The sequence below is a fragment of the Planococcus massiliensis genome, assembly GCF_000821325.1.
GTDB lineage: Bacteria > Bacillota > Bacilli > Bacillales_A > Planococcaceae > Planococcus > Planococcus ruber.
Window position 1 is genome coordinate 1329371 of the sequence record NZ_CCXS01000001.1, and the last position, 13736, is coordinate 1343106.

Consider the following 13736-nt stretch of genomic DNA (forward strand, 5'->3'; position numbering starts at 1 on the left):
CTATAATGGATATTTACATGTTGCTGGGCCTTGGATTAGCGTTGCTCTTAACTGTTGTGTTAATGCCGATCTTTATCCCGCTATTAAAACGTATGAAGTTTGGGCAAAGCATCCGCGAAGAAGGACCTGAATCCCATATGAAGAAAACGGGGACACCTACCATGGGTGGCCTCGTATATTTGATTGCTATTATTGCGACTGTACTTATTGTGGGAATGATTGCCGATGTTTTGACCGCTAAAGTATTTGTCTTATTGTTGGTATTGTTCGGGTTCGGCTTGATCGGATTCCTGGACGATTTCATCAAAGTGGTTTTGAAAAGAAACTTGGGATTGACCTCCCTCCAAAAATTGATTGGCCAAATCGTCATTGCGGCCATCTCCTTTTTCTTGCTGAACGGCGTTGGATTTGATACGGCTGTATCGATTCCATTCACATCCGTTTCACTTGAGCTGTCGATGGTATATGTATTGTTCATGATTTTCTGGCTGGTTGGCTTCTCGAACGCGGTCAACTTGACAGACGGACTGGATGGCTTGGTCGCCGGAACAGCATCAATCGCATTTGCCGCTTATGGTGTCCTTGCCATTATGCAAGACGAAACGGGAATTGCCATTTTCACTTTTTCCGTAACGGGTGCGTTACTGGGATTCCTTGTCTTTAATAAGTATCCTGCAAAAGTATTTATGGGCGATACCGGATCCCTGGCACTGGGCGGGGCTTTGGCGATGGTTTCGATTTTATTGAAACAGGAATTGCTGTTATTGCTGATCGGCCTGGTATTTGTAATTGAAACCCTGTCTGTTATTTTGCAGGTCGGCAGCTTTAAATTAAGAAAGAAACGCATTTTCAAAATGAGCCCGATTCATCATCATTTCGAATTGAGCGGATGGTCAGAATGGAAAGTAGTAACGGTCTTTTGGCTAGTAGGGCTTATCGCAGCAGTTATTGCAATTGCTTTGGAGGTAATGTAAATGAAACAGATTCCGGAACTTTATCATAAAAAAGTATTAGTGCTTGGACTTGCGAAAAGCGGATTTACAGCAGCCCGGATTTTGCATGGCTTGGGCGCTTTTGTAACCGTCAATGATTCCAAACGATTCGAAGAAAACCCTGAAGCCCAAGATTTGCTGAATTTAGGCGTCACGGTCATCTGCGGCCGCCATCCGGAAGATTTGCTTGATGAAGGGTTTGAGCTGGTCGTTAAAAACCCGGGCATCCCTTATACCAATGTGCTGATCCGTTCAGCGCTGGAAAAAGGCATCCCCGTTTGGACAGAGATTGAACTGGCTTATTTGATCAGCGAAGCGCCATTTATCGGCATTACAGGATCTAATGGCAAAACGACGACAACGACGCTGCTCTTCCACATGCTGAACCAGGATGAGAAGAAGCCGTTAATCGCTGGGAATATCGGAACAGTGGCAAGCGGTGTAGCTGAAAAAGCGGTAGAGAAGAACGTCATCGTAACAGAACTTTCTTCCTTCCAGCTAAAAGGGACGGTAGACTTCCGCCCGCGCATCGCCATTATCACCAATCTTTACGAATCGCATTTGGATTATCACGGCTCCATCGAAGACTATAATGCTTCCAAAATGAAAATCACGCAAAATCAGACGGCGGAAGATTATTTCATTTACAATGCCGATCAGCCCGTGCTTTCTGCGTATGCTGCAAAAAGCAAAGCACAGCTCGTGCCGTTCACTTTAAAAGGCAAAACGGAAAAAAGCATCAGTGCCGATGACGAATTCATTTATTGGCAAGGCGAAAAAATAATGGAACGCTCAAAAATCATGTTGGGCGGACAGCATAATCTTGAAAATATATTGGCGGCAACAGCGGCTACTTTGCTTTGGGGCGGTACGAAGGAAACCATCGTCCGTGTCCTATCGTCCTTTACAGGGGTCAAGCACCGTTCCCAATTCATCGTTTCGTGGAAAGGCCGCAAATTCTACAATGATTCCAAGGCCACAAATGCTTTGGCGACCAAAAGTGCTTTAGAAGCGTTTCCAAGCAATGTGATTTTGCTGGCCGGCGGACTGGAACGCAAACATTCTCTTGAAGAATTGCGGCCTTATATGGATCGGGTAAAAGCATTGATCACGTTCGGCGAAACAGCTGACCGCTTTGCAGAGTTTGCAGGAGAGTGCGGAGTGCCGGTAATCGAAAAAGTGGCGAATATGGACGAAGCAGTTGGACAAGCGGTCGAATATTCAGCAGATGGAGATACGATCCTGCTGTCTCCTGCTTGTGCGAGCTGGGATCAATATGAAAGTTTTGAAATTCGCGGGGATGCGTTCATAGACGCGGTCCGTAAAGTAACGGAAGCAAACGACTAAAGGGAAAGGAGCAGCAATTATGGACAAAGTGATTGATATCGAAGAACGCATCCCGACGCTTCGAGAGCGGCGGAAAAAAAGAACCAATCGCAAGTTCGTTGCCTTGCTGTTACTTTTTCTTCTATTGCTTGCCATTCTCATTTACAGCCAAACGAAATATAGTGAGATCCAAACAATCTCGGTCGAAGGCGCGGAACTTTACGGTGAAGAAGAATACCAGGAAATCAGTGAACTTTCGATAGGCGATTCGATGTGGTCGTTTACGGAAGGCGAAGCTGAAGAAAAATTGAATAGCCTTGAATGGATAGAGCAGGCTGAAGTTCAGAAAAAATGGCTGACCGGTGTTACTATCCAAATTAAGGAATTCGAGAAAATCGGCTATCTAGATCAGGGCAATAGTTATCAAATGCTGCTTTCCAATGGCTATGCCTTGGATAAGGCGATTTCTGTAGTCGACGGCCCCATCTTTTCAAATTTCGAAACGCAGGAAACGAAAGAGGAACTGGTTTCTCAATTGGCCGAAGTCGATTCGGAAGTCTTTAACTTGATCTCCCAGGTGATTTTAGACCCAAGTGATAAAGAGGCAGCCTTTGTTACCTTGTACATGTCTGATGGCAATGAAGTAAGAGGGATTTTGCAGAGCCTTACCGAGAAGTTGAATTATTACCCCTCGGTCATTGCACAGCTGGAAGACGGGCAAAAAGGGGTCATCGATATGGAAGTCGGAATCTTTTTCCGGTCCTATGATGATGTCTATGGCCCGCCGAAGGAAGGTGACGATATTGAAGAAGCAGAACAATCAGAAGAAGCCGGAGAATAAGCGCTATCGTTTCAGCAAATCGATTGTTTTCTCACTCGTCTTTCTTGTGCTCGGGTTTATTATGGCCTACTCCTACAGTTTGTCGCAGGCAAAACAAGAGGCTTCGGAATTTACGGGAAGCGCATTTTCCCAAGAAGAAGAGCGGGTTAGGGAAGAATTGATTGAGCAGCAGGAGCGCAATAAAGAGCTTCGTGCAGAAATTGAAGAAAAGCAGAAAAGCGTCCAGCAATTCGAGCAGTCCTTCGCAGATGGGGAAGAGCATTTTGCCGACTATGCGAAAGAAGCGGAAGCGCTGCGCTTGTATTTAGGGGTATTGCCAGTCGAAGGAAACGGATTGAAAGTGACGCTTCAAGACGGCGAATACAATTTAGATTCGGCTAATCCCAATGATTATATTGTCCATGAAAGCCATGTATTCCAAGTCATCAACGAACTTTATATATCCGGTGCTGAAGCGATTGCGATTAACGGACAGCGCATCCATGCGAACTCCTATATCGTCTGCACAGGCCCGGTGATCACTGTCGACGGCGTTCAATATCCGGCGCCATTTACGATTGAAGCCATCGGTGAACCGGATGCTTTGGAATCGTCGATGAAATTGGCGGGCGGGGTCATGGACCAATTAGTCAATGACAATATCATCGTAACGATGGATGCGGGACAAAAAATCACGATGCCAGCATTGTTAACAGAATCATAATTGAGGGGGGAGTTGCATGAAAAGGAAAATCTTTTCCCGGTTTTCAATCATATTGTTTGTCATCGGATTGATGACAGCTATTCAATATAATACGATCAATGAACCTGATTCCAGGGATACACGCGATGTTTGGGAAATCAGGCAAGAGCTTTCAAGGGAAAAGCAACTCCACTCTGAATTATTATCAGAAGTCGGCTTACTTGATTCCACCTTATCGAAATACGACGAAATCTCTTCTGAAAGTCCGGAGCAGGCGCTGAAAGATACAGTTGAAGAGCTCAGGGGACTGGCGGGGCTTACCGAAATGACCGCAACGGGAATTGAAATGACGATTGAACCTTCTGCCGAAGCGGTAGCCTTTGGAGAAGAAATCGATTATATTGCTCCCGATCTGCTGATCCGTTTGGTAAATGAGATAAACCGCAATAATGGATTGTATGTCTCAGTCGATGGAAACCGGATAGTCAATACTACTGCCATCCGTGATATTAATGGCCTAACGACAGTCAATGCAATTCCGATACAAACGCCCCCTTTTAAAATTAAGATCGCTTCCAACTCGATGGAAGACACCGAAAAGTTGTATAATCATTTATTGTCATCGAGGATCTTGGACGATTTCTACATCGATAATTTATCGGTTGAAATTTCAGCGCCAAAAGAGCAAGTAACCATTGAGCCTTATGAGAAGGAACTCAATTATCGGCATTTGAAAATAGCGGAGGAGGAATAGCAATGTGGTTATCAATTTTAGGGTTGATCTTGGGCATTTCGCTTGGCTTGCTGACGGATATCCAAATTCCTCCGGAGTATGCGAACTATTTGTCGATAGCCGTCTTGGCGTCATTGGACACTTTGTTCGGAGGAATCCGGGCGCATTTGCAGCAAGTCTACGATGATAAAGTATTTGTTTCCGGCTTTTTCTTCAATATCATTCTTGCGGCCGGACTGGCTTTCCTGGGCGTCCACTTAGGCGTCGATCTGTATTTGGCAGCCATCTTCGCTTTTGGGGTTCGATTATTCCAAAATATCGCGGTCATTCGCCGAATCATTTTGGCAAAATGGGCTGAAAAAAAGCATGTGAGCGAAACACCCAGTTAAATTGAAGGAAAATTTACAAAGTTGCTCTATTTTACTTAGACAAGGCGTACAATTTACAATAGAATGTATGTAACAGCAGTTTATTAAGGAGGTGCCACGAATTGAGTCAATCAGAATTATATGTAAGCTTAGATATCGGTTCGTCATCCGTGAAAGTTTTAATCGGAGAAATGGCCAATAAGTCGTTGCATGTCATCGGCGTAGGAAATGTAAAATCCAGTGGAATAAAAAAAGGTGCGATTGTTGATATAGATGCTACAGTCCAATCGATAAAAAAAGCAGTAGACCAAGCGGAGCGCATGATCGGCAAATCCATCCATGAAGTGGTGTTGGGGATTCCTGCCAATAAGGCAATGCTTCAGCCCGTAAAAGGCGTGGTAGCAGTCAACAGCGAGAACCGCGAAATTTCAGACGATGATCTGGACCGGGTGTTGGATGCTGCACAAGTGATTTCAATTCCGCCTGAGCGCGAGCTTGTCAACATCATTCCAAAACAATACATCGTTGACCATTTGGATGAAATTAAAGATCCAAGAGGCATGATCGGGATCCGTCTTGAAATGGATGGTACAATGGTAACAACTTCCAAGACGATTTTACACAATGTATTGAGATGCGTTGAACGTGCAGGCCTGCAAATCAGAGACATCTATGTCCAGCCTTTAGTGGCCGGATACTATGCTTTGACTGAGGATGAAAAAAACCACGGCACCGCTTGCATTGATATCGGCGGAGGCTCCACTTCAATCGCGATCTTCCAAGACGGCCATTTGACAGCTTCATCTGTCATCCCGGTCGGAGGCGACCATGTTACAAAAGACCTTTCAATCGTGTTGAAAACGCCGACTGAGCAAGCAGAAAAAATCAAATTGGAATACGGCCATGCGTTCTATGATGATGCATCGGAAGACGAACTTTTTGAGGTTCCTGTGATCGGATCGGATACGAAAGAGCAATACAGCCAAAAATACATATCTGAAATAATCGGAGTTCGCCTGGAAGAACTTTTCGAACTGATTTTAGATGAGCTTTACCGGCTTGGGGTCCAGGACCTTCCAGGAGGCATCGTCCTAACCGGCGGAATGGCGAAGTTAGAAGGGTTGTCTGAACTCGCGCGCCACATTCTTCAAACGCGTGTGCGTCTGTTCGTACCAGAATTCATCGGTGTGCGCGAGCCGCAGTATACGACGGCTGTCGGATTGATCCAATACGCATATATGGAAGATATGTTCTATGGGCGTGTTGGCAGCGGAGCCGCGTTGTCCGAGTCAGTTAAAATCGAGCAAGAGCAGCAGCATCAGCCTAAAAAGCAAAAACCGGCTAAACCGGAAAGTGAAGGCGTAGTCACAAAAGCCAAAAAGATATTCGATCGATTTTTTGAATAAAATGAATATTGTTCCATGCTTCTGATGGTGAGGCAGAGCAATTTTAGGAGGAAAAAGAATGTTGGAATTTGATACATCAGTTGATGCATTGGCAGTTATTAAAGTAATCGGCGTCGGCGGCGGCGGAAACAACGCCGTTAACCGCATGATCGAACACGGTGTTCAAGGCGTGGATTTCATCGCCGTAAATACGGATGCGCAGGCATTGAATCTTTCCCAGGCGGAAGTTCGCCTTCAAATTGGCGGAAAGTTAACTCGTGGGCTAGGGGCCGGAGCTAATCCTGAAGTCGGGAAAAAAGCGGCTGAAGAAAGCAAGGAACAGATCGAAGAAGCACTGCGCGGAGCGGATATGGTTTTCGTCACAGCGGGAATGGGCGGCGGTACAGGAACTGGAGCAGCTCCGGTCATTGCCGGAATCGCTAAAGAACTTGGCGCTTTGACTGTAGGGGTCGTAACGCGTCCATTTACGTTTGAAGGCCGTAAACGTTCTACTCAGGCAATCAGCGGAATCAGTACGATGAAAGAATCAGTAGATACGCTAATCGTTATTCCAAACGACCGTTTGCTTGAAATCGTAGATAAGAGCACACCGATGCTTGAAGCTTTCCGCGAAGCGGATAATGTCCTACGCCAAGGTGTGCAAGGGATTTCAGATTTGATCGCAGTCCCTGGTCTGATCAACCTCGACTTTGCGGATGTTAAAACGATCATGTCAAACAAAGGCTCCGCTTTAATGGGTATCGGTGTTTCATCAGGCGAGAACCGTGCTTCTGAAGCAGCGAAAAAAGCGGTTTCCAGCCCATTGCTTGAAGTTTCAGTTGATGGCGCTAAAGGCGTTTTAATGAATATTACAGGCGGCTCTAATCTGAGCCTTTATGAAGTGCAGGAAGCTGCAGATATCGTTGCTTCTGCATCCGATGAAGATGTAAATATGATTTTCGGATCTGTTATCAATGATAATCTGAAAGATGAAATTGTTGTTACGGTTATCGCGACAGGATTCAACGAAGAACAATTGCAGCCGAGAACGCCAAGAGGATCGGGATTGAATTCTAGCAGAGTCCAATCGATCCAACAGCAGACTCCGCCGCCATCGCTTCGTGAACAGCGCCGTGAAGAGCAGCGCCGGGAGGAGCAAGCTCCGGCATACCAGCAAGATCCTCAGCCGCAGCGCCAGGAAAAGCAGCACGACGATGCGCTTGATATTCCGACGTTCTTGCGCAATCGCCAAAAGAGACGTTAATCATTGAATTCTAAACAGCCGCCTACCTAGTGGGCGGCTGTTTTTTTCAAATAGGGCTTAATTGATAAATATCTCTGTCCTTGGTACAATAAATTGAACATCTATAGAAAAGTTGTGAAATGATGAAATCCATAAAACCAGTATTCGAAGAGATAAAAAGTGAATTAGAAGGCATCCGGCCCGGCGTTGAAATCGTTGCAGTAACGAAGCAAGTGAGTGTGCAGCGTACGCTTGAAGCGATTGAAGCGGGCATCCGGCATTTAGGAGAAAACCGGCCGGAAGGTTTGAAAACTAAGCAGGACTCAATCGCTTCAGATGCAGTTTGGCATTTTATCGGAAATTTGCAGACGCGAAAAGTTCGCGATGTGATCGATCGCATCGATTACTTGCATTCATTAGACCGAATGAGCCTTGCAAAAGAAATTGAAAAACGTGCAAGCAAACGGGTCAAATGCTTTGTCCAAGTGAACGTTTCGCAAGAAGAAACGAAAAGCGGCCTGCTTCCTGAAGAAACTTTGGCATTCATTGAATCCTTGCAGTCTTTTGAGAAAATTGAAGTCGTGGGGCTAATGACCATGGCACCGAACACAGAAGATGAATCCGTGATCCGCAATGTGTTCAAAGGCTTAAAATCTCTTCAGCTTGAAGTTGCATCAAAAGGATGGGCGCATGCACCCTGTACAGAATGTTCAATGGGCATGTCCAATGATTATTTGATCGCTGCTGAAGAAGGAGCAACTTTTGTCCGTATTGGAACCGCATTAGTAGGATCTGAAAGTGAGGCAACGGGATGAGCATTAAAAACAAATTCAAGAACTTCTTTTATCTGGAAGAATATGAAGATGATGAGCCGATTCAGCAAGAGCCGAAGCCACAGCCGGCTCCACGCTATGAAAAACCGGCTGCAGCCCAGCAGGAAGTCCGAAAACCTTCTAAAGAACGGAGACAAAAAGCAGTGGAAAATGCAACCGCAACGCCTAACCTAGTCAGTTTGCAAAGTGCTGTGAAATCCTCAAAAGTGATTTTGGCAGAACCAAGAGTCTATGCCGAAGCTCAGGACATAGCCGAGAATTTGAAAAACAAAAGAGCCGTTGTGGTCAATCTGCAGCGCATTGAAAAAGACCAAGGCCTTCGCATCATCGATTTCCTTAGCGGAACGGTTTACGCGCTAGGCGGCGACATCCAGCGTATAGGGACTGACATCTTCCTATGTGTGCCGGACACGGTTGAAGTCGACGGTGCCATTTCGGATTATTACTACGATGATCAACAATAAAAGAGGTGCATGAAGAACCAATGATAGCTATCGTAAATTTATTATTAGTTGCTATAAACATCTATTCGTTCATTTTAATTGCCAGTATCTTGATGAGCTGGCTGCCGAATGCGAAAGAGTCCGGTTTCGGAAGAATGCTTTCGAGCATAACAGATCCTTACCTGGATATTTTCAGAAGGTTTATCCCGCCGCTAGGCATGATTGACTTTTCACCGATCGTTGCGATTTTTGCATTGAATTTGGCAAGCCGGGGAATCGTTGTTCTATTTAATTACTTTTATTAATTACCTCACAGTTGTGGGGTTTTTTACTTGTCAGACCAATCGAAAACGAAAGGGGCACTTGGCATGGATTCTCTATTCCAGCATTTCCGTAAAGACGAACAGCCATTTATCGAACAAGTATCAGGATGGATGATTGATGTGGAAGATCGCTATACGCCTAAATTGACGGATTTTCTTGACCCGCGCCAGCGTTTTATCGTACAGTCTGTGCTCGGTTCAAGCGATATTCAAATGGCTGCTTCCGGCTTGTTTGAAGACGCTGAACGCCAGCGCGTGCTTCTGTATCCATCGTATTACGAAGTCCAAAAAGAAGATTTCCGCATAACCGTTTATGAGCTGAAGTATCCGACGAAATTCGTCACGCTGCAGCACCCGGAAGTGCTGGGGTCTATGATGGCGATTGGGCTAGACCGCAGCAAATTCGGCGATATCCGGATTGACGGGCAAACGATTCAATTGGCGGTCGCTGAAGAAGTGAGCGCTTATTTGCATGCGAATTTCACTTCCGCTTCCAAAGTGAAAGTGCATTTGGAAGAAGTGGCAAATGAAGAAGAATTTCTCACCGTAAAAGAAGAATGGTCGGAGGAAAACCATACAGTCAGTTCGATGAGACTGGATACCGTCATGAGTTCTGTCTACAATATTTCCCGCCAGAAAGCGTCTTCATTGATCACCGGCGGCAAAGTGAAAGTAAATTGGACCGTTCAGGAGCAGGCTTCGTTTGAATTGCACGAATCCGACATGCTGTCATCGAGAGGGCTTGGCCGAGTGAAAGTGCTGGCAGTAGAAGGGCGTACGAAAAAAGATAAAATCCGCCTTCAAATCGGTCGTTTGGAAAGCAACAAATAAGCGCAACTGAAAAATTACGAAATATTACTGATATTTATGCCAATGGACTGTATAATGTAAATTACGACGAGATGTTAAGGAGAGGTGCACGAAATGCCATTATCCCCGCTGGATATACATAATAAAGAATTTAGCCGAGGATTCAGAGGATATCAGGAAGACGAAGTCAATGAATTCCTGGATCAGATCATCAAAGACTATGAACTTTTGCTGAAAGAGAAAAAGGAACTCGAAGAGCGTTTGAAACAGACGGATGAACGCGTCGGCCATTTTACGACCATTGAATCCACTTTGCAAAAATCGATTGTCGTTGCGCAGGAAGCGGCAGAAGAAGTGCGCCGCAATTCCCAGAAAGAAGCGAAATTGATCGTACGCGAAGCGGAGAAAAATGCGGACCGCATCGTCAATGAGTCTCTGACAAAAGCCCGCCGCATCGCCATGGAAATCGATGAATTGAAGAAGCAATCCAAAGTATTCCGCAATCGTTTCAGAATGCTTGTTGAAGCCCAGCTGGATCTGATTGATACAGATGATTGGGAAACTTTGATGGAATATGACATCGATACGACTAATTTGGACAAGCTGGAAGCGAAAAAAGAAGAATACTGAACTTGACGCTTTCGTAGCTTGCTTTTATAATTACATGAAATAGTTTTAAAAACGACTATACACAAACGCATTGATAGAGACAGTATTCATTTCAATTCGACAAAGCGATCCAGGGATAGTGGGAGCCTGGTGAAGGATGTTGTGAAGAAATCACTCTTGAGCAGTTTTGGTGAACTGGAGTAGCCAAAACCGTCCACGCCACGTTACGGCGATCGAGTGGCAGCTTATTCGAGCTGCAACAAGGGTGGTACCGCGAGTTTAAGCTCCTCGTCCCTTTCCAGGGATGGGGGGCTTTTTATTATGTCTACAGGAGGAATTTTGATGGAATACAAAGATACGTTATTGATGCCGAAAACCGACTTTCCGATGCGCGGCAATTTGCCGAACCGGGAACCGGAAATGCAGAAAAAATGGGATGACATGGACATTTACCAGAAATCATTAGAACGCACAAAAGGGCGTCCGTTCTTCATTCTTCACGATGGCCCGCCGTATGCAAACGGCGATCTTCATATGGGGCATGCGTTGAACAAAGTGTTAAAAGATATGATCGTCCGCTCCCGTTCGATGATGGGCTTCCATGCCCCATATGTTCCAGGCTGGGATACGCACGGTTTGCCGATCGAACAGGCATTGACCAATAAAGGCGTCAATCGCAAAGAAATGTCGCTTGCTGAATTCCGCAAGCTTTGTGAAGAATATGCATATGAGCAGATCGACAATCAGCGTTCACAGTTCAAGCGCATCGGTGTCCGCGGCGATTGGGAAAATCCATATGTGACATTGAAGCCTGCTTATGAAGCGCGCCAAATCGAAGTATTCGGGAAGATGGCGAGCAAAGGCTATATCTACAAAGGCTTGAAGCCGGTTTACTGGTCCCCATCAAGTGAATCTTCTTTAGCAGAAGCTGAAATTGAATATCAGGATAAAAAATCTCCTTCGATCTATGTTTCATTCCCGGTAATAGATGGGAAAGGCGTATTGGCAGAAGGCACTAAATTGATCATCTGGACAACGACGCCTTGGACAATCCCGGCAAACTTGGGAATCACGGTCCATGCGGATCTGGATTATGTAGAAGTTTCAGTAAACGGTTCACTTTTCGTCATTGCACGTGCATTGCTTGAAGATGTAGCTAAGGAACTGGAATGGTCAGATTATGAAGTGGTCCGTGAAATGAAGGGTGAGAAACTCGAGCACATCTTAGCGAAACACCCATTATATGACCGCACTTCACTGGTGATGCTTGGCGACCACGTTACGACGGATTCCGGTACCGGCTGTGTACACACGGCGCCAGGGCACGGGGAAGACGATTTCTTAGTCGGCAAAAAATACGGCTTGGATGTTCTTTGCCCGGTTGACGAGCGCGGGGTCATGACGGCTGAAGCGCCTGGATTCGAAGGCGAATTCTATGACAAAGCCAATAAATCGATCACAGAAGCATTGGATGCAGCAGGAGCGCTTGAAAAACTTTCGTTCATCACGCACTCGTATCCACATGACTGGCGCACGAAAAAGCCGGTCATCTATCGCGCGACGGCTCAATGGTTTGTATCAATTGAAGCATTCCGCGACCAGATCCTAAAAGCGATCAATGAAACGACATTCACTCCTGCATGGGGCGAAACGAGATTATTCAATATGCTGCGCGACCGCGGCGATTGGAATATTTCACGCCAGCGTGTATGGGGCGTGCCGATTCCAGTATTTTATGCTGAAAATGGCGACCCGGTCATCACGGATGAAACGATTGCCCACATTTCCGCTTTGTTCCGTGAACACGGATCGAACGTTTGGTTCGAACGTTCAGTGGCAGAACTTCTGCCGGCCGGATTTACGCATCCAAGCAGCCCGAACGGCATTTTCACAAAAGAAACGGACATCATGGATGTTTGGTTCGATTCTGGATCGTCTCACCAAGGCGTGTTGGACGAGCGCGAAGACCTTCAATATCCGGCTGATCTGTATTTGGAAGGGTCTGACCAATACCGCGGATGGTTCAACTCATCCCTGTCTACAAGTGTAGCCATCAACGGAATCGCGCCATATAAAGGCGTGTTGAGCCACGGCTTCACGCTTGACGGCAACGGCCGCAAGATGAGTAAATCTCTTGGGAACGTCATCGTTCCTGCGAAAGTGATGAACCAAATGGGTGCAGATATTCTGCGTCTTTGGGTAGCATCTGTCGACTATACCGCGGACGTTCGCGTATCGGATGAAAACTTCAAGCAAGTATCGGAAGTTTACCGCAAAATCCGCAATACGCTGAAATTCCTTCACGGCAACTTGGCGGATTTCAATGAACAAGAGCATCGCGTAGCATTCGAAGACATGCGTGAAATGGATCAGTACATGGTCATGAAATTAAACAAAATGATTGATGCAGTGAAGAAAGGCTATGAAACTTACGAGTTCTCATCGATCTACCACGCATTGAATGGCTATTGCCAAAACGATTTGAGTTCGTTCTATCTGGACGTTGCAAAAGACGTTGTCTATATCGAAGCAGCTGACCACCCGCATCGCCGTGCCATGCAAACGGTCATGTTTGATTCATTGATGGCGATCTTGAAATTGGCAACGCCGATCATTCCGCATACGACGGATGAAATGTGGGGCTACCTAGGATTTGTGGAAGAGGAAAGCGTTCAGCTGACCGACTTCCCAGAAAGCCAGGAGAATCCGGCATTCACCGATTTGGAAGCAAAATGGTCCCAATTCATGGACGTGCGTGATGCTGTCTTGAAAGCGCTGGAAGAAGCACGAGCTGCAAAAGTCATCGGCAAGTCGCTCGAAGCGAAAGTGACCGTTTTCGGCAATGAAGAATTGCAAAACTTGTTATCTTCTGTAGATGACAATGTGGCACAATTGTTCATCGTTTCCCAATACGAATTTGGCGGTGCAGAAGCGCCTGAAAACGCATTGCACTTGAATGATGTAGCGGTAGTCGTAGAAAAAGCGGAAGGCGAAAAATGCGAACGCTGCTGGACGGTTTCAACAGAAATCGGCCAAAGTGAAGCGCATCCGACGCTTTGCCCGCGCTGCGCAAGTGTTGTAGAAACACAATACGCTTAAAAGTCTTGGAACAGGAAGAGCCGAATCGGGTTCTTCCTGTTTTTTATTT

14 protein-coding genes and 1 other annotated feature are annotated in these 13736 nt (G+C 45.9%); all 14 genes read left to right on the top strand.

What is annotated here, in order from left to right:
* Positions 1–5 precede the first annotated feature (5 nt).
* Positions 6–974 carry a phospho-N-acetylmuramoyl-pentapeptide-transferase gene (mraY, locus tag BN1080_RS06390; RefSeq protein ID WP_110925592.1) on the top strand — a complete coding sequence of 323 codons (969 nt, stop codon included), beginning with the start codon at positions 6–8 and terminating at the stop codon, positions 972–974.
* On the top strand, positions 975–2339 hold the full coding sequence (gene murD / locus BN1080_RS06395; RefSeq protein WP_052651098.1) for a UDP-N-acetylmuramoyl-L-alanine--D-glutamate ligase: 1365 nt from the start codon (positions 975–977) through the stop codon (positions 2337–2339).
* Positions 2340–2358: 19 nt separating this feature from the next.
* On the top strand, positions 2359–3159 hold the full coding sequence (locus tag BN1080_RS06400; RefSeq protein ID WP_052651100.1) for a cell division protein FtsQ/DivIB: 801 nt from the start codon (positions 2359–2361) through the stop codon (positions 3157–3159).
* Positions 3122–3862: a DUF881 domain-containing protein gene (locus BN1080_RS06405; protein WP_234398941.1), complete on the top strand. Its 741-nt coding sequence runs from the start codon at positions 3122–3124 to the stop codon at positions 3860–3862. The genes BN1080_RS06400 and BN1080_RS06405 overlap by 38 nt, the downstream gene beginning before the upstream one ends.
* A 16-nt stretch (positions 3863–3878) precedes the next feature.
* A complete protein-coding gene (locus BN1080_RS06410) occupies positions 3879–4595 on the top strand; it encodes a DUF881 domain-containing protein (RefSeq protein ID WP_052651104.1) in 717 nt (238 codons plus the stop codon).
* Positions 4596–4597: 2 nt separating this feature from the next.
* A complete protein-coding gene (locus tag BN1080_RS06415) occupies positions 4598–4963 on the top strand; it encodes a small basic family protein (RefSeq protein ID WP_052651107.1) in 366 nt (121 codons plus the stop codon).
* 101 nt (positions 4964–5064) lie between these two features.
* The gene (gene ftsA / locus BN1080_RS06420; protein WP_052651111.1) at positions 5065–6348 is read left to right on the top strand and encodes a cell division protein FtsA; all 1284 of its coding nucleotides are present in this window, start codon (positions 5065–5067) and stop codon (positions 6346–6348) included.
* Between the two features lie 58 nt (positions 6349–6406).
* Positions 6407–7591, top strand: a complete 1185-nt coding sequence (gene ftsZ, locus BN1080_RS06425; protein WP_052651113.1) for a cell division protein FtsZ — start codon at positions 6407–6409, stop codon at positions 7589–7591.
* Between the two features lie 122 nt (positions 7592–7713).
* A complete protein-coding gene (locus BN1080_RS06430; protein WP_052654445.1) occupies positions 7714–8385 on the top strand; it encodes a YggS family pyridoxal phosphate-dependent enzyme in 672 nt (223 codons plus the stop codon).
* Positions 8382–8867 carry a cell division protein SepF gene (locus tag BN1080_RS06435; RefSeq protein ID WP_052651116.1) on the top strand — a complete coding sequence of 162 codons (486 nt, stop codon included), beginning with the start codon at positions 8382–8384 and terminating at the stop codon, positions 8865–8867. The genes BN1080_RS06430 and BN1080_RS06435 overlap by 4 nt, the downstream gene beginning before the upstream one ends.
* A 20-nt stretch (positions 8868–8887) precedes the next feature.
* Positions 8888–9151 carry a YggT family protein gene (locus BN1080_RS06440; RefSeq protein ID WP_052651118.1) on the top strand — a complete coding sequence of 88 codons (264 nt, stop codon included), beginning with the start codon at positions 8888–8890 and terminating at the stop codon, positions 9149–9151.
* A 63-nt stretch (positions 9152–9214) separates the two neighbouring features.
* Positions 9215–10000 carry a YlmH family RNA-binding protein gene (locus BN1080_RS06445; RefSeq protein ID WP_052654447.1) on the top strand — a complete coding sequence of 262 codons (786 nt, stop codon included), beginning with the start codon at positions 9215–9217 and terminating at the stop codon, positions 9998–10000.
* A 93-nt stretch (positions 10001–10093) separates the two neighbouring features.
* A complete protein-coding gene (locus BN1080_RS06450; protein ID WP_052651120.1) occupies positions 10094–10609 on the top strand; it encodes a DivIVA domain-containing protein in 516 nt (171 codons plus the stop codon).
* Between the two features lie 61 nt (positions 10610–10670).
* Positions 10671–10887, top strand: a binding site (T-box leader).
* 43 nt (positions 10888–10930) lie between these two features.
* The gene (gene ileS / locus BN1080_RS06455; RefSeq protein WP_052651122.1) at positions 10931–13687 is read left to right on the top strand and encodes an isoleucine--tRNA ligase; all 2757 of its coding nucleotides are present in this window, start codon (positions 10931–10933) and stop codon (positions 13685–13687) included.
* The last annotated feature ends 49 nt before the right edge of the window (positions 13688–13736 follow it).

What these genes read in the sequence shown, in the direction of transcription:
- mraY (WP_110925592.1), top strand. Translation starts at nt 6, where the DNA reads ATGGATATTTACATGTTGCTGGGCCTTGGATTAGCGTTGCTCTTAACT.
- murD (WP_052651098.1), top strand. Translation starts at nt 975, where the DNA reads ATGAAACAGATTCCGGAACTTTATCATAAAAAAGTATTAGTGCTTGGA.
- BN1080_RS06400 (WP_052651100.1), top strand. Translation starts at nt 2,359, where the DNA reads ATGGACAAAGTGATTGATATCGAAGAACGCATCCCGACGCTTCGAGAG.
- BN1080_RS06410 (WP_052651104.1), top strand. Translation starts at nt 3,879, where the DNA reads ATGAAAAGGAAAATCTTTTCCCGGTTTTCAATCATATTGTTTGTCATC.
- BN1080_RS06415 (WP_052651107.1), top strand. Translation starts at nt 4,598, where the DNA reads ATGTGGTTATCAATTTTAGGGTTGATCTTGGGCATTTCGCTTGGCTTG.
- ftsZ (WP_052651113.1), top strand. Translation starts at nt 6,407, where the DNA reads ATGTTGGAATTTGATACATCAGTTGATGCATTGGCAGTTATTAAAGTA.
- BN1080_RS06430 (WP_052654445.1), top strand. Translation starts at nt 7,714, where the DNA reads ATGAAATCCATAAAACCAGTATTCGAAGAGATAAAAAGTGAATTAGAA.
- BN1080_RS06435 (WP_052651116.1), top strand. Translation starts at nt 8,382, where the DNA reads ATGAGCATTAAAAACAAATTCAAGAACTTCTTTTATCTGGAAGAATAT.
- BN1080_RS06440 (WP_052651118.1), top strand. Translation starts at nt 8,888, where the DNA reads ATGATAGCTATCGTAAATTTATTATTAGTTGCTATAAACATCTATTCG.
- BN1080_RS06445 (WP_052654447.1), top strand. Translation starts at nt 9,215, where the DNA reads ATGGATTCTCTATTCCAGCATTTCCGTAAAGACGAACAGCCATTTATC.
- BN1080_RS06450 (WP_052651120.1), top strand. Translation starts at nt 10,094, where the DNA reads ATGCCATTATCCCCGCTGGATATACATAATAAAGAATTTAGCCGAGGA.
- ileS (WP_052651122.1), top strand. Translation starts at nt 10,931, where the DNA reads ATGGAATACAAAGATACGTTATTGATGCCGAAAACCGACTTTCCGATG.